Raw genomic sequence first — 16,396 nt, 5'->3', positions numbered from 1 at the left:
CCGAATAGGGTCGCTGCGTGACCCTGCAGATCCACCGAGCCCCGCGCACCGACGTGCTCGCGGACGCGCTCGGTGACCTGCTGAGCACGCCGCTGGCCGACCCGTTCGCCGAGGAGGTCGTGGTCGTGCCTGCGAAGGGGGTGGAGCGCTGGCTCACGCAGCGGCTCAGCCACCGGCTCGGGGTGGGGCCGGAGGGTGGTGGCGGGGTCTGCGCCGGGGTGCGCTTCCTCAACCCGCGCTCGCTGGTCTCACTGCTGCTCGACCGCGAGCGCGACGACGTGTGGGACCCCGACCGGCTGGTCTGGCCGCTGCTCGAGGTCATCGACGCGAGCCTCGACGAGCCGTGGTGCGCGACGCTTGCCGCCCACCTCGGCCACGGTCTCGACGGTGAGGAGGGGTTGCTGCGGCGCAACCGCCGCTACTCCGTGGCGCGCCGGCTCGCGGGGCTCTACGCGTCGTACGCCGTGCAACGGCCCGCGCTCGTCGCCGACTGGCGCGAGGGGCGCGACACCGACGGCGCGGGCGGCGCGCTCGACCCCGACCTCTCGTGGCAGCCCGAGGTGTGGCGCCGGCTGCTCGTCCGGGCCGGTGAGCCGGCGCCGGACCTGCGCCACGCGGCCACCCTCGCCGCGCTGAGGGCCGGTGGCGACGGGTTGGACCTGCCGCCGCGGCTGTCGTTGTTCGGCCACACCCGGCTGCCGGTGACCGAGGTCGAGCTGCTGGCCGCGCTCGGCGAGCACCGCGACGTGCACCTGTGGCTGCCGCAACCCTCGCTCGCGCTCTGGGACGAGCTGGCCGGGCTGGGCGGGCCGGTTCCGCGCGACACCGACGGCTCGGCCGGTGCGGTGCACCACCCGCTCCTGGCGAGCCTCGGACGCGACAGCCGTGAGCTGCGCCGGGCGCTGTCCAGTGTCGGGGTCGACGGGGTCGCGCCGTCCCTCCCGGCCGCGCACGACCGCCCCACGCTGCTCGGCTGGCTCCAGGCCGACCTGCGCGCCAACCGCGCGCCCGGTGCGCAGGAGCGGGCGGCGCGGGTGCACGAGCCGCACGACCGCAGTGTGCAGGTGCACGCCTGCCACGGGCAGGCCCGCCAGGTCGACGTGCTGCGCGAGGTGCTCGTCGGGCTGCTCGACGACGACCCGACCCTCGAGCCGCGCGACATCTTGGTGATGTGCCCCGACATCGAGTCGTTCGCACCGCTGATCTCCGCCGGCTTCGGGCTCGCCGACGTGGTGGACCGCGGGGTCGCCCCCGGCAGCGAGACCGCCGGTCACCCGGCCCACCGGCTACGCGTCCGGCTCGCCGACCGCGCCCCGAGCAGCACCAACCCGCTGCTCGGCGTCGCCGCGCGCCTCGTGGAGCTCGCGGGTGGCCGGGTCACCGCGACCGAGGTCCTCGACCTGGCCTCGCTGGAGGTCGTCCGCCACCGGTTCCGCCTCACCGACGACGACCTCGCCCGCATCACCGCGTGGGTCACCGAGGCCGGCATCCGCTGGGGGCTGGACGCCGACCAGCGGGCGGGCTTCGCGATGCAGGGCTTCGCCCACAACACCTGGCGGTCGGGTCTCGACCGGATCCTGCTCGGCGTCGCGATGAGTGGCGACGAGCACCGCTACGTCGGGCGCGGCCTGCCCCTCGACGACGTCGGCAGCGGCGACCTCGACCTCGCCGGGAGGCTCGCGGAGCTGGTGAGCAGGGTCGGTGACACGGTCGCCGCGCTCGCGGCCGCCGGACCGGTGCAGGAGTGGATGACCGCACTGCGCGAGGGCGTCCGCGGCCTGGCCGACGTGCCGGCCGACGATGCCTGGCAGGTGCCGCAGTTCGAGCGCGAGCTAGCCCACGCCGCCGACTCGGCCGCCGACCGCGACGTCCCTCTCCGGCTCGCCGACGTGCGCGCCCTCCTCGACGCCCGGCTGGGGGGTCGGCCCACCCGCGCCAACTTCCGGACCGGCAGCCTCACCGTCGCGACCCTGGTCCCCATGCGCTCGGTGCCCCATCGGGTCGTGTGCCTGGTCGGTCTCGACGACGGGGTCTTCCCGCGGACGACCTCCGTCGACGGCGACGACGTGCTCGCCCGCCGGCCGCTGACCGGGGAGCGGGACCTGCGCAGCGAGGACCGGCAGCTGCTGCTCGACGCGGTCCTCGCGGCCGGCGAGACCCTGGTGGTGACCTACACCGGGGCCAACGAGCACTCCGGCCTGACGCGCCCGCCCGCCGTACCTCTGGGCGAGATCCTCGACGCGCTCGACCGCACGGCCAGCGCCCCGGTCCGCGACGCGGTGCTGGTGCGGCACCCGCTGCAGCCCCACGACCCGCGCAACTTCGAGGGCCGTCCGTTCAGCTTCGACACGGCAGCGCTCGCGGGTGCCCGGGCGGCCTCCCGGCCGCGCACGCCGGTGCCGGCGTTCCTGCCCGAGCCGCTCCCGCCGGCTCCCGCCGAGGACGTGAGCCTGGCCGACCTCAAGGCGTTCCTGGCCCACCCGGTGCGGTCCTTCCTGCGTGACCGGCTCGACCTCGCGGTGCCGCTCGAGGCTGAGGAGGTGGCCGACGCGATCCCGGTCGACCTCGACGCCCTCGAGCTGTGGGGCGTGGGTGACCGGATCCTGCGCGAGGTGCTCGCCGGCCGCGACCCGGTCGCGGTGATGACCGCCGAGCAGCTGCGCGGCACGCTGCCGCCCGGGGTGCTCGGCACCAGGTCGCTCACCGCGGTCGTCGAGGAGTCGCAGAAGCTGCTCACCCGCACGGCCGACCTGCGGGCGGGCACCCCGCGCAGCATCGACGTCGACGTCGACCTCGGCGGCGGTCGCCGGCTCACCGGCACGGTGTCCGGTGTCTACGGCAACAAGGTGGTCTCCCTCGGCTACTCCCGGCTCAAGGCCCGCCAGCGGCTGATGTCGTGGGTCGACCTGCTCGCGCTCAGCGCCGGCCGGCTCGACGACTCCTGGACCGCCCACGCGGTCGGGCGCGACCGGGCCGGACCCCTCCGGGCACTCGCCGGCCCCCTCGACCACCGCGCGCTCGACTGGCTGCGCGACCTGGTCGAGCTGCGCGACCTCGGCCTCACCCGGCCGCTCCCGGTGCCGCTGCTCACCGCCCAGACCTGGGCCGAGACCCGCGCGCGCGAGCTCCGCGGCGACGACCGTTCGCCCGAGCACGCCGCCGCGCGGGAGTGGGTGACCGACCCCAACAACCGGTTCGGGATCACCGGGGAGGACGCCGACGCCCACCACGTGCGGGTCTACGGTCCGCGCGCGCCCCTCGAGGTGCTGCTCGAGGCCGGCCTCGCGACGTACGCCTGGCGGATCTGGGAGCCCCTGGTCACCGGGGCCGAGAGGGTAGGTCCACTGTGAGCGCCCCCGGTCAGTTCGACATCCGCGACCCGCTGCCCACCGGCACCACGCTCCTGGAGGCCAGCGCCGGGACCGGCAAGACCTGGACGATCGGCGCGCTCGTCACCCGCTATGTCGCCGAGCAGGGCGTCCCGCTCGCGCAGCTGCTGGTGGTGACGTTCGGCCGCGCGGCGAGCCAGGAGCTGCGCGAGCGCGTGCGTGCCCAGCTGGTCGCGGCCGAGCGCGCCCTCATGGGCGACCCGATCGACGAGCCGTCCGAGCTCCTCGACCTGCTCCTCGACTGCGACGCCACCGAGCGGGCGCTGCGACTCGCCCGGATCACCGCGGCCCTGACCGAGTTCGACGCGGCGATGATCGCCACCACCCACCAGTTCTGCTCGATGGTGCTCGGCTCGCTGGGCGTCGCCGGTGACACCGACGCCCGTGCCCGGCTGGTCGAGGATCTCGACGACCTCGTCGTCGAGGTGGTCGACGACCTCTACCTGCGGGCGTTCGCCTACGCCGAGGGCGACCCGGTGTTCACCCACGCCGAGGCGCTCGCGATCGCGCGCACCGCGGTCAACGACCCCCGGGCGCGGCTCGAGCCCGGGTCCGCCGACCCGGCGACGACCGCCGGTCGCCGGGTGGCGTTCGCCCGGGCGGTGCGGACGGAGATGGAGCGTCGCAAGCGGCGCCTCGGGATCCTGTCCTACGACGACCTCCTCGGCCAGCTCGCCGACGCGCTCGAGCGCGACGACGCCCCGGCACGCGACCGGATGCGGCAGCGCTGGCGGATCGTGCTCGTCGACGAGTTCCAGGACACCGACCCGGTCCAGTGGCAGGTGCTCGACCGGGCGTTCAGCGGCCACGCGACGATGGTGCTCATCGGTGATCCCAAGCAGGCGATCTACGCCTTCCGCGGTGGCGACGTCGCGACCTACCTCCAGGCCGCCGAGACCGCCACCCGGCGGCAGACGCTCGCGGTCAACTGGCGTTGCGACGGCACGCTGCTGCGCCCGCTGCAGGCGATGCTGCGGGGCGCCGCGCTCGGCGACGAGCGGATCGTCGTCCACGACGTCGAGGCCCACCACCAGCAGAGCCGGCTGGCCGGGGCGCCCCACCCGGAGCCGTTCCGGCTCCGGGTCGTGCGCCGCGACCAGTTCGGCCGACGGGGCAGCAACCCGCTGACGGTCGGCCAGGTGCGCCCGCACATCGCCCGCGACCTGGCCCTCGACGTACGCGCTCTCCTCGCCTCGGGGGCGACCCACTGCGGACGCCCGCTCGAGCCCCGCGACGTGGCGGTGATCAGCTACCGCCACGCCGACCTGGCCGAGGCCCGCGAGGCGCTGCTCCAGGTCGGGATCCCGGCGGTGATCGCCGGTGGCGGCAGCGTGTTCGCCACACCGGCCGCCGTCGAGTGGCTCCAGCTGCTCGAGGCGCTCGAGCAGCCGCACCGCAGCCCGCGGGTGCGGGCCGCCGCGCTGACCTGCTTCTTCGGTCACCGGGCCGCCGACCTCACCGACGAGCTGACCGACGCGGTCGCCGAGACGCTGCGGTCCTGGGCCGAGGTGCTGGCACTGCGCGGGGTGGCCGCGGTGCTCGAGGCGGCCAACGCCGACGGGCTGCCGGCCCGGGTGCTGGCCGAGGTGGGTGGCGAGCGGCGGCTCACCGACCTGCGCCACCTCGGCGAGGCCCTCCACGAGGTGGCCCTCAGCGAGCGGCTCGGCGTGGTCGCGCTGCTGACCTGGCTGCGCGGCCAGGTCGCCGAGGGCCGAGCCGGGCGCGGCGCCGAGCGCACCCGGCGGCTCGACTCCGACGCGGCCGCCGTCCAGCTCGTGACGATCCACGCCAGCAAGGGCCTGGAGTACCCCGTCGTCTATCTCCCCGCGCTCGCCGACCGCAACGTGCCCAAGCCCTCGATGCCGCTGTTCCACGACGCCGAGGGCCGTCGCTGCGTCGACGTCGGCGGCGGCGGTGGCCCCGGGTGGTACGACCACGTCGCGCGCTGGCAGGACGAGGAGGCGGGCGAGTGGCTCCGGCTCCTGTACGTCGCCGCCACGCGTGCCCAGTCCCAGGTGGTCGCCTGGTGGGCTCCGACCCGCAACACCCCGGCCTCGCCGCTCCACCGGATGCTCCAGGGCCGGCGACCCGGCACGTCGGTCGTCCCGGTCGAGTTCGCCAACCGCACCGACGACGAGGCCGCCGAGATCTTCGCGGCGTGGGAGCGCGAGCACGGACCGGTGCCCGAGCCCGCAGTCCCCGCCGACCCCGGTCCCGACCCGGTGCTCCCCGCCCCGGGTGCGCTGACGGCGCGGGCGTTCACCCGCACCGTCGACACCGGATGGCGACGCACGTCGTACTCCTCGCTCACGTCGGTCATCGACGCCGCCGCCGTCGCGACCCCGGGTGGGGTCGGCAGCGAGCCCGAGGTCGTCGCGAAGGAGGACGAGGAGGTGACGGCTGCACCCGCTCCCGGCCAGGAGGCCGAGGGTGCGCCGGCGTCCCCGATGGGGGGACTGCCGGTGGGCGCGACGTTCGGGTCCCTGGTCCACGCCGTGCTCGAGCACGCCGACCCGCAGGCGCCCGACCTGCGCGCCGAGCTGCTCGCCCACATCGAGGAGCAGCTCGTGCGCTGGCCGGTGGCACTCGACCGTGACGAGCTGGCCGACGCACTCGTCCAGGTGATCGACTCCCCGCTCGGACCGCTCGCCGACGGCGCGACCCTGCGGTCGGTCGCTCTGGGCGACCGGATGCGGGAGATGGAGTTCGAGCTGCCGCTCGCCGGCGGGGACCTCGCCGGTGCGGCCGGCCGCGTGGTCGACGTACGCCTGGGAGACCTGGCGCCGATCCTGCGCCGGCACCTGCCGGCCGGTGACCCCGTCCGGCCCTACGCCGAGGCGCTGGAGCACCCGGTGCTCGGTGGCCAGAGCCTGCGCGGCTACCTCACGGGCTCCGTCGACGTGGTCCTGCGGCTGCCCGGCCCGCGCTACCTCGTCGTGGACTACAAGACGAACTGGCTCGGTGGCCACGACCTGCCGCTGACCGCACTCGACTACCGGCCCGAGGTCCTGGCGGGGGCGATTGGCCACTCCGACTACCCCCTGCAGGCGCTGCTGTACGCCGTGGTGCTGCACCGGTTCCTGCGGTGGCGCCAGCCCGGCTACGACCCGGCGACCCACCTCGGCGGCGTGCTCTACCTCTACCTGCGCGGCATGTGCGGGCCCGGCACCCCGGTCGTGGACGGCGAGCCGTGCGGGGTCTTCTCCTGGCGACCCCCGGTGGCGTTGGTCGAGGAGATCTCCGACCTGCTGGACGGGGTGCGGCGATGACCGAGCTGTTCGAGCCCGTCGACGAGCGCGACTGGCGGCTGGCGGCGGGCGCGGAGGGTCTGCTGGCGGCGTTCAACGCCGCGGGGCTCCTGGAGTCCACCGACGTGCACGTGGCGACCCGGCTCGGCGACCTCGCCGGTGAGCCCGACGAGTCCGTGCTGCTCGCCGTGGCGCTCGCGGTGCGGGCCGTCCGGCACGGGTCGGTGTGCGTCGACCTCGCGACGGTGCCGGAGCTGGCGCCCGAGCTGCCCTGGCCCGGAGCGGACCCGTGGCTCGCGGCGGTGACGGCGTCCCCGGTGGTCGCTGCGGGCGCCGTACGCCTCGAGGGTGGCCTGCTCTACCTCGATCGCTACCACCGGCTCGAGACCCAGGTGATCGACGACCTGCACGCCCGCGCGGACCAGCCGGCCCCGGAGGTCGACGAGGCGTCGCTCGCCGCGGCCCTCGAGCGGGTGCGTGGGTCCCACCTGAGCCCGGAGCAGGAGGCGGCCGCGGTGCGCGCGGTGCGGCAGTGGACCACCGTGCTCACCGGTGGCCCGGGCACCGGCAAGACCACGACGGTCGCCCGCCTGCTGGCGCTGGTCGCCGACCAGGACGGGTCGAGACGGCGTACGTCGATCGCGCTCACCGCCCCCACCGGCAAGGCCGCCGCCCGCCTGCAGGAGGCCGTGGTCGCCGAGCTGCAGCACCTCGACCCGGCCGACCGGGAGCGGCTGCTGCCGCTGGAGTCGATGACCCTGCACCGACTGCTCGGCTGGCTGCCCGGCAACACGACGCGGTTCCGCCACGACCGGGGCAACCGGCTGAAGTACGACCTGATCGTGGTCGACGAGTCCTCGATGGTCGAGCTCACGATGATGGCGCGACTGCTGGAGGCGGTCCGGCCGCAGGCGCGGCTGGTGCTGGTCGGCGACCCGCGGCAGCTGACCTCGGTCGGAGCCGGTGCGGTGCTCTCCGACCTGGTCGCCGGCTACGACGGCGACCCGCGCTCGCCCGTGGTGTCGTTGACCGAGAACTTCCGCTCGACCGAGGACATCAAGTCCCTCGCCGAGGCGCTGCGGGTCGGGGACGCGGACGCCGTGCTCGCGGCCCTGCGGTCGCCCTCGGCCGAGGTGGAGTTCGTCGAGACCGACGACGCCGAGGCCGCGCTGCGGCCCGATGCCGTGGCTGCGGCGCTGCGGGTGCGACGAGCCGCCGAGACCGGCGACCCCGCCGCTGCGGTGGCCGCGCTCGACGAGCACCGGCTGCTGTGCGCCCACCGCGAGGGGCCGCACGGGGTCCGGCACTGGAACCAGCGGGTCGAGCAGTGGCTCGGTGAGGAGACCGGCCAGGAGATCTGGCCGGAGTGGTACGTCGGTCGCCCGTTGCTGGTCAGCGCCAACGACTACACGCTCCAGGTCTACAACGGCGAGACCGGCGTGGCGGTGCTGGGTGAGGACGGCCGGTTGCGCGCGTGGATCGCCGGATCGGGCGGGCTGCTCGACTTCACCCCGGGTCGGCTCGACGCGGTCGAGACCGTGCACGCGATGACGATCCACAAGAGCCAGGGCAGCCAGGCCGACCGAGTGACCGTGCTGCTTCCCGACGAGGGGTCGCGGCTGCTGACCCGCGAGCTCTTCTACACCGCGGTCACCCGGGCCCGCCGGCACGTCCGTGTGGTCGGCTCGGAGGCCGCCGTACGCGCCGCGGTCGGGACCCGTGCCCAGCGGGCGACGGGGCTGCGCAGCCGTCTCGCCGGCGGCTGAGGAAACGCCCCCGCAACGTGGGGCGGCTAGGGTCGAGGGCGGATTGGAGTTGTGATGCCTTACCTGTTGCGCGTGGAGCTGCCCGATGTCCCGGGTTCCCTGGGCCGACTCGCGAGTGCGATCGGTGAGGCCGGTGGTGACATCGAGGCGATCGAGATCGTCGAGAAGCACCACGGCGGCACGGCGGTCGACGACGTGTTCCTGGAGGTCGCTCCGGGGTCCATGCCCGACTCGGTCGTGTCGGCCGTCAACGCCCTGGACGGCGTACGCGTGCTGTGGATCAGCCGCTACACCGCCGGCGGCAACCTCTTCCTCGACCTCGAGGCCGTCGAGGAGCTCAGCGAGGACCCCGAGGGCGCGCTCGACCGGCTGGTCGACCGGCTCCCCGTGGTGTTCCGGGCCGACTGGGGCGCGCGGGTGAGCAAGGCCGACGGGGTCGTCTACGCCACCGGTGCCGCCCCCCACGACCTGGTCTGGCAGCCGATCGAGCGCGCGGAGCTGATCGAGGCGGCCGACGAGAACAACATCCACTGCGGTGCCCGGCTGAACAAGTCCGAGATCGTGATCATCGGTCGCCGGGGCGGCCCGGCGTTCCTCGACTCCGAGATCGCCCGGCTCGGTCACCTGGCCGGCCTGGCCATGTCGATCTCCCGCGCCGCTCGCTCCGACCGCTGACCCCGCGTTACATGCGTGGCGGGCGACTCCCTACGGCACCGAGCGGATCCGGTTCACGAACACCGACCCGAGGATCGCGACCAGGAACGCCACGGCGTACAGCACGCAGTAGCCGACCGAGAACCGCTCGCCGTTCGTCTCGGTGACGCCGCCCGCGGCCTCGACGACGAGCAGGATCAGGGCGGCGATGAACGGCGCGAACACCTGGGGCAGGGCGTTGGCGATGTTGATCACGCCCAGGTCCTTGGCGCGGTCCTCGGCACCGGGCAGCACCTGGGTGATCAGCGCGAAGTCGACCGAGGTGTAGATGCCGTAGCCGATGCCCATCAGCACGGCCGCGACGGCCGCGGCCGGCCAGCTCTGGCCGACGGCGAGCAGCAGCGACGCGAGCGCGCCCACCACGCCGGACCAGGTCACGAACACCTTGCGCTTGCCGGTGCGGTCGCTCCAGATCCCGAACACGACGGTGGTCGCCATGATCACCGCCGCATAGATCGCGGTCAGCAGGAACACCCGGTCGTCGGCCTCGTCCTTGTCGACGCCGATCACGTCCTGCAGGTAGTAGAGGAGGTAGAGCAGGCCGAGCGCGTTGCCGAGGTTGACCAGGAACCGGGTGAGCCACGCCCACGCGAAGTCCGGGTGCTGGCGCGGCGAGATCCAGAACCCCCGGACGAACGCGCCCCAGTCGAACGCCACCGGCCGCTCGGCCGGAGCCAGCGCGAGGTCACGCGGGTCGAAGCAGTACGGCAGCGCCAGCACCACGAGCACACCCGCGGTGACGGCGTACCCCGCCGCGATGCTGCCCGTGACCGACGCGATGCCGGTGCCGGCCACGACGCCCACGGTCTGGGCGACCGCGAGGATGCCGCCCACCCGGCCGCGCTCGCCGACCGGCACCTGGTCGGGGACGGTGGCGGTCACGGCCGCGAGCATGGCGTTGAGGGTGGCCTGCACCCCGCACCAGCCGATCGCCATCACAACGACGTTGTGGGCGACCGCGAGCAGCAGCAGCGACAGGGCGCCGCCGACCGCTCCGCCCGCCACCCAGGGCAGTCGGCGCCCGATCCGCAGCGTGGTGCGGTCGGAGAACGCGCCGAACACCGGGTTGCACACCACCGAGACGAAGGCACCCAGGCCGAGCACGACCGCGAGGACGACCTTCTTGTCGTCGGGGGCGATCTCTTCGGCCTGCTGGGCGAGCAGCACCTGGATCGGCCCGAAGAACCCCGCCCACAAGCCGACGCTCGCCAAGGTGATGGCGGTGATCCACCGGGCCGGCGGGTTGGTCGTCGGCTCGGCCAGTGCCGATCGCGGGGCCGACTCAGGGGCCGGTGTGGTCGCGGTCACACGCGCATCGTGGCGCACCCGTGCCGTCGAGTGACGTGAATTGGCTGGGAAGACGGTCGCGTCTGCCAGCTCGCGTCACTCGGCGGGAGGCGACGAGGTCAGTCCTTGCGCTCGAGGATGAACACCGGGATCTGGCGGTCGGTGTTCTGCTGGTACTCGGCGTACGGCGAGTAGACCGCGACCGCGCGCTCCCACCACTCCTCGCGCTCGGCCCCCTCGGCGATGCGCACGGAGTAGGTGTGCTTCTCCGCGCGGTCCTGGAGGTCGACCTCCGGGTGGGCCACGAAGTTGTGGTACCAGGTCGGGTGCTCGGGAGCGCCGCCCTTGGACGCGACCGCGGCGTACACACCGTCCTTCTCCACGCGCATCACGGGGTTCTTGCGCAGCTTGCCGGACTTGGCGCCCTTCGAGGTGATGACCACGACGGGCCATTCGGGGTGGTCAGGCAGCGTGTTCATGCGGGCGCCGTCGGACGCCTCGTACTCCGCGACCTGGTCGCGGACCCACTGCTCCGGGCTGGGCTCGTACTCGCCTTCGAGAGTCATGTCCTCAGAAGACCATGCGCGGCCGCCGTATTCCAGGCCTAGGATGGCGCCATGCAACGCCTCCGTGACTGACGGTCGACCGCGTTCCGGTCCCGTCCCTCTCGATCCTCACGGAGTCCCTCCATGTCCGGCATCACGGGCACGTCTCGTGCCGGGAGCGGCCTGCTCTCCCGTCCCGTGGTCCTGCGCACCTTCGCGCTGGGCCTCGTCGGCCGGTTGGGGTACGGCGTGCTCCCGCTCTCGTTCATCTTCACCGTCCGCCAGGCCACCGGCTCGTTCGCGGCGGCCAGCGGCGCCGTCGCGGTCTTCGGGCTCGGCGCGCTCGCGATGCCGCTCCAGGCGCGTGCCCTGGACCGCTGGGGTCAGCGGCGCGTGCTGCCGCTGGTCGCCGGCACGTGGGTCGGCCTGCTCGGCGTCGCCCTCGCGCTCTCGCTCGGCGGGGTGTCCGAACCCGTGGCGTGGGTCGCGATCGCGGTGCCGCTCGGGGTCTGCGCGCCCGCGCTGGGGCCGTCGATGCGGGCCCAGTGGCGGTGGTTCACCGACGGCACCGGCCTGCGGGCCCGGGCCTACTCCATCGACACGGTGGCCGAGGAGACGCTCTACCTGGTCGGTCCGGCGATCGCGGGCGCACTCCTGGCGGTGGGACCGGCGCGGAACGGTCTCGTGGTCGTCGCCGTCCTCGCCTCCGTCGGCACCACCGGGCTGGTCCTCTCGCCCGCGGCGACCGTGCGCGCCGAGCCCGGCGTCGCGCGGGGCAGCCTCGCTGGTCCGGCGCGCCGAGCCGGGGTGCCCCGGCTCATGGTGACGATGGGGTGCTTCGGCATCGGCGCCTCCCTCACGCTGACCGGGGTCGCCGCGGCCGCCGACGCCGTCGACCACCCGAGCTGGGCAGGCGTGGTCGAGGCCTGTCTCTCGGCCGGCTCGGTGACCGGTGGCGTGCTGTGGGCGGCCTCGCGGCGGGTGCTGCCGCCGGTGCCCGTGCTGCTGGCCGGGAGCGCCGGCCTGCTGCTCGGTGCGGCGTTCGCGCCGTTCTGGGTAGCGGCGGTGCTGATCTCGGCGGGCGGCCTCGCCTGGGCGCCGACGTTCGTCGAGGCGTTCGAGGCCGCGGACCGGCTGGCGCCCGAGGGGCAGCGCACCGAGGCGTCCACGCTGGTGAACACCTCCACCAACCTGGCGTACGCGCTCGGGACGGCGCTCACCGGCGCGCTCGTCGCGGCCGGTGCGACGCCGTACCTCCCGGCCGCGGTGGCATTCGGCGCGGCCGCCCTGCTCGCCGGGGCGTGGGCGCGGGCCCGTTAGCCTCAGCCGCATGAGCGCGATCGACGGGGTGTCGGAGATCTTCGACACCGACGCCTGGGACACCGTCCCCGGCTTCGAGGACCTGACCGACCTGACCTACCACCGCGCCAAGGCGCACGGCACCGTCCGGGTGGCCTTCGACCGGCCCGACATCCTCAACGCGTTCCGTCCGCACACGGTCGACGAGCTGCTGCGGGTACTCGAGCACGCGCGCACCTCCAGCGACGTCGGCTGCGTGCTGCTCACCGGCAACGGCCCGAGCGCCAAGAACGGCAAGTGGGCGTTCTGCACCGGCGGCGACCAGCGCATCCGGGGCCGGGCAGGGTATCAGTACGCGGAGGGCGAGACCGCGGACACGGTCGACAAGGCGAAGCTGGGCCGGCTGCACATCCTCGAGGTGCAGCGGCTGATCCGCTTCATGCCCAAGATCGTCATCTGCGTGGTCCCGGGCTGGACCGCCGGCGGCGGCCACAGCCTGCACGTGGTCTGCGACCTGACGCTGGCGAGCCTCGAGGAGGCGCGGTTCAAGCAGACCGACGCCGACGTCGGGTCGTTCGACGGGGGCTTCGGCTCGGCGTACCTCGCCCGCCAGGTGGGGCAGAAGTTCGCTCGCGAGATCTTCTTCCTCGGCCAGGAGTACTCCGCCGAGGACGGCGTCCGGATGGGCACCGTCAACCGCGCCGTCCCGCACGCCGAGCTCGAGGCGACCGCGCTGGAGTGGGGCCGGATCATCAACGGCAAGTCGCCCACGGCCCAGCGGATGCTGAAGTACTCCTTCAACGCCATCGACGACGGCCTGGTCGGCCAGCAGCTCTTCGCGGGTGAGACCACCCGCCTGGCGTACATGACCGACGAGGCCCAGGAGGGCCGCGACCAGTTCCTCGAGAAGCGCGAGCCCGACTGGTCGCCCTTCCCCTGGTACTACTGAGCCCCTGGCACCACGGAGCCGGCCGTCGCTGGCGCCCGCCCAGGGGCCGCGGTATGCGGACGACCTTCGGCCCTTCATGGGGGGACCTTCGCCGGGGTAGCGTGCGACGCGCTCGGCCGCGTCCATGCTGTGGGACGCACGGGCCGGACGTGACTGCGGTCACTGACAGGTTCGAGTCCGGCTGGTGAGGTGTCACCGGCCGTCAGCGTCCCCCAGGAGGTCCTGTGCGTATCGGTGTTCCGCGCGAGTCGCGAGCGGGTGAGACCCTCGTGGCCGCGACCGCCCAGACGGCGTCGCGCCTGGTCAAGCTCGGATACGACGTCGTCGTCGAGTCCGGCGCCGGTGGCGCCGCCAGCCAGCCCGACGAGGCGTACGCCGACGCCGGGGTGACGGTGGGCAGCACCGAGGACGTGTGGTCCAGCGACATCGTCGTCAAGATCAACGCCCCCACCGACGACGAGGTCGGCCGCCTCCGTCGCGGCGCCACGGTGGTCTCGCTGATGGCGCCGGCGCGCACACCCGAGCTCGTCGAGCGGCTCGCCGCCGCCGGCGTGACCGGCCTGGCGATGGACGCGGTGCCGCGGATCTCGCGGGCGCAGTCGATGGACGTGCTCTCCTCGATGGCCAACGTCGCCGGCTACCGCGCCGTCGTCGAGGCCGCGCACGCCTTCGGCCGCCAGTTCACCGGCCAGGTCACCGCGGCCGGCAAGATCTCGCCCGCACGCGTGTTCGTCGTCGGGGCCGGCGTGGCCGGGCTCGCGGCGATCGGCGCGGCCGGGTCGATGGGCGCGATCGTCCGCGCCTTCGACGTACGCCCCGAGGTCGCCGAGCAGGTCGAGTCGATGGGCGCGCAGTTCGTCACCGTCGACATGCAGTCCGAGGTCAGCTCCGACGGCTACGCCAAGGAGATGACCGAGGAGCAGGAGAAGGCGACAGCCGCCATGTACGACGAGGAGGCGCGTGCGGCCGACATCGTCATCACCACCGCCCTCATCCCGGGGCGCCCGGCGCCGCGCCTGATCACCGAGGAGACGGTGGCCGGCATGCGACCCGGCAGCGTCATCGTCGACATGGCCGCCGCCAACGGCGGCAACGTCGCGCTGACGGTGGCCGACGAGGACGTCGTCAGCGACAACGGGGTGCGGATCCTCGGCTACACCGACCTCGCGGGCCGCCTGGCGGCGCAGACCTCCCAGCTCTTCGGCACCAACGTCGTCAACCTGCTGACGCTGATGACGCCCGAGAAGGACGGCGCCCTCACCCTCGACCTCGACGACCCGGTCCAGCGGGGGCTGACGGTCGTGCGCGAGGGCGAGGTGCTCTGGCCCCCGCCCCCGGTGCAGGTGTCCGCGGCGCCGAAGGCGCCGGCCCCGGCCGCACCGGCCGAGCCGCCGCCGCCGAAGAAGAAGCGGCCGATGTGGCTGGTGTTCGCCGCGGTGTCCGTCCTGCTGTTCGTCGTGGCGGCGACCGCCCCGGCCCCGCTGCCCGAGCACTTCTTCGTGCTCACGCTCGCGATCGTGATCGGCTACTACGTGATCGGGAACGTGCACCACGCGCTGCACACGCCGTTGATGAGCGTCACGAACGCGATCTCCGGGATCATCGTCGTCGGAGCCATGCTCCAGCTCGGGGTCGACGACGCCGCCGTACGCACCCTGTCCTTCGTCGCAGTGCTCCTGGCCAGCATCAACGTGTTCGGCGGCTTCGCCGTGACGCGCCGGATGCTCGGCATGTTCCGGAAGGCGGACCAGTGATGAGTGCCGTGAGCATCGCCGTCGGCGCCTACCTGGTCGCCTCGCTCCTCTTCATCCTCAGTCTCGCGGGCCTGTCGCGCCACGAGAGCGCCCGCAACGGCGTCAGCTACGGCATCGCCGGGATGGCGCTGGCGCTGGCCGCCACCGTGGGTCTCCTCGTCCACGACACCGACGAGACACTCCCGCTGGTCCTCCTCGTCGTGGCCGTGTCGGTGGGGGCCGCCATCGGCCTGTGGCGGGCCCGGGTGGTCGCGATGACCGGCATGCCCGAGCTGATCGCGCTGCTGCACTCCTTCGTCGGTCTGGCCGCGGTCCTCGTGGGCTGGAACGGCTACCTGTACGACGAGGGGCTCACCGGCTCGCTGTACCGGATCCACAGCGCCGAGGTGGGCGTGGGCGTCTTCATCGGCGCCGTGACGTTCACCGGCTCGATCGTCGCCAACCTCAAGCTCTCGGCCCGCATCAAGTCGGCGCCGCTGGTGCTGCCCGGCAAGAACATGATCAACCTCGGCGCCTTGGCGGTCTTCGCGGTGCTGACCGTGTGGTTCGTCGTCTCGCCGAACCTGGGCGTGCTGATCGCCGTGACCGCCGTGGCGCTCGCCCTGGGGTGGCACCTGGTCGCGTCCATCGGCGGTGGCGACATGCCGGTCGTGGTGTCGATGCTGAACAGCTACTCCGGCTGGGCCGCGGCCGCGTCCGGGTTCCTGCTCGACAACAACCTGCTCATCGTGACCGGGGCGCTCGTCGGCTCCTCGGGTGCCTACCTGTCCTACATCATGTGCGAGGCGATGAACCGCTCGTTCATCTCGGTGATCGCCGGCGGCTTCGGGATCGAGGTCGCCTCGTCGGGGGACACCGACTACGGCGAGCACCACGAGATCTCGGCCGAGGAGGTCGCGGAGCTCCTGGCCGACGCATCCCGCGTGATCATCACTCCCGGCTACGGCATGGCGGTCGCGCAGGCGCAGTACCCGGTCGCCGAGCTCACCAGCAAGCTGCGGGCCCGCGGCGTCGAGGTCCGCTTCGGCATCCACCCGGTCGCGGGCCGGCTGCCTGGTCACATGAACGTGCTGCTCGCCGAGGCGAAGGTGCCCTACGACATCGTCCTGGAGATGGACGAGATCAACGACGACTTCCCACGCACCGACGTCGTCCTGGTCATCGGCGCCAACGACACCGTCAACCCCGCCGCCCTGGAGGAGCCGGGCAGCCCGATCGCCGGCATGCCGGTGCTGCACGTGTGGGAGGCCAAGGACGTCATCGTCTTCAAGCGGTCGATGGCCGTGGGCTACGCCGGCGTGCAGAACCCGCTGTTCTTCCGCGACAACACCAGCATGCTGTTCGGCGACGCCAAGGACCGGGTCGAGGACATCGTGCGGGCGCTCTCCGACCTTCCCCAGCAGGCCGTTCGCTGACGCGGTCGGTACGTCGGTCCCGCGACGCCC

Annotated in this window: 10 protein-coding genes; 8 read left to right on the top strand and 2 right to left on the bottom strand. The window is 73.6% G+C overall.

All coding sequences use genetic code 11. The annotated features are described in order from the left end of the window. Window positions 1-17 precede the first annotated feature (17 nt). From recC to AC3ANS_RS22335, 4 genes are read left to right on the top strand one after another with little or no spacing between them, the layout of a single operon-like run. Window positions 18-3,350: an exodeoxyribonuclease V subunit gamma gene (recC, locus tag AC3ANS_RS22350; RefSeq protein ID WP_488293769.1), complete on the top strand. Its 3,333-nt coding sequence runs from the start codon at window positions 18-20 to the stop codon at window positions 3,348-3,350. Further along, complete coding sequence (locus AC3ANS_RS22345) at window positions 3,347-6,658, top strand: UvrD-helicase domain-containing protein (protein WP_488293768.1); 3,312 nt, start codon at window positions 3,347-3,349, stop codon at window positions 6,656-6,658. The genes recC and AC3ANS_RS22345 overlap by 4 nt, the downstream gene beginning before the upstream one ends. Continuing rightward, window positions 6,655-8,403 carry an exodeoxyribonuclease V subunit alpha gene (gene recD / locus AC3ANS_RS22340; RefSeq protein ID WP_488293767.1) on the top strand — a complete coding sequence of 583 codons (1,749 nt, stop codon included), beginning with the start codon at window positions 6,655-6,657 and terminating at the stop codon, window positions 8,401-8,403. The genes AC3ANS_RS22345 and recD overlap by 4 nt, the downstream gene beginning before the upstream one ends. A gap of 54 nt (window positions 8,404-8,457) precedes the next feature. Next, window positions 8,458-9,078, top strand: coding sequence for an ACT domain-containing protein (locus tag AC3ANS_RS22335; protein WP_488293766.1), 621 nt, complete (start codon window positions 8,458-8,460; stop codon window positions 9,076-9,078). Window positions 9,079-9,108: 30 nt separating this feature from the next. On the opposite strand, the gene AC3ANS_RS22330 is transcribed toward AC3ANS_RS22335, so the two are convergent. Together AC3ANS_RS22330 and AC3ANS_RS22325 are read right to left on the bottom strand one after the other, a co-directional pair. Beyond that, a complete protein-coding gene (locus AC3ANS_RS22330) occupies window positions 9,109-10,425 on the bottom strand; it encodes an MFS transporter (protein WP_488293765.1) in 1,317 nt (438 codons plus the stop codon). 98 nt (window positions 10,426-10,523) lie between these two features. After that, complete coding sequence (locus AC3ANS_RS22325; RefSeq protein ID WP_488293764.1) at window positions 10,524-10,970, bottom strand: nitroreductase family deazaflavin-dependent oxidoreductase; 447 nt, start codon at window positions 10,968-10,970, stop codon at window positions 10,524-10,526. A gap of 123 nt (window positions 10,971-11,093) precedes the next feature. On the opposite strand from AC3ANS_RS22325, the gene AC3ANS_RS22320 reads away from it, so the two are divergent. From AC3ANS_RS22320 to pntB, 4 genes are all read left to right on the top strand, one after another. Next, window positions 11,094-12,269 carry an MFS transporter gene (locus AC3ANS_RS22320; protein WP_488293763.1) on the top strand — a complete coding sequence of 392 codons (1,176 nt, stop codon included), beginning with the start codon at window positions 11,094-11,096 and terminating at the stop codon, window positions 12,267-12,269. A 10-nt stretch (window positions 12,270-12,279) separates the two neighbouring features. Continuing rightward, window positions 12,280-13,197 (top strand): 1,4-dihydroxy-2-naphthoyl-CoA synthase, encoded by a 918-nt coding sequence (locus AC3ANS_RS22315; RefSeq protein WP_488293762.1) that lies wholly within the window; start codon window positions 12,280-12,282, stop codon window positions 13,195-13,197. Window positions 13,198-13,421: 224 nt separating this feature from the next. Next, a complete protein-coding gene (locus AC3ANS_RS22310) occupies window positions 13,422-14,951 on the top strand; it encodes a Re/Si-specific NAD(P)(+) transhydrogenase subunit alpha (RefSeq protein ID WP_488293761.1) in 1,530 nt (509 codons plus the stop codon). After that, entirely contained in the window at window positions 14,951-16,366 is a 1,416-nt protein-coding gene (pntB, locus tag AC3ANS_RS22305; RefSeq protein ID WP_488293760.1) for a Re/Si-specific NAD(P)(+) transhydrogenase subunit beta, read from the top strand. Before AC3ANS_RS22310 ends, pntB begins: the two co-directional genes overlap by 1 nt. Window positions 16,367-16,396 lie beyond the last annotated feature (30 nt).

The organism is Nocardia sp. 149-1B (assembly GCF_057747975.1).
The sequence above is the reverse complement of the archived record's forward strand: the minus strand, read 5'-3'. Positions and strand labels throughout refer to the sequence as shown.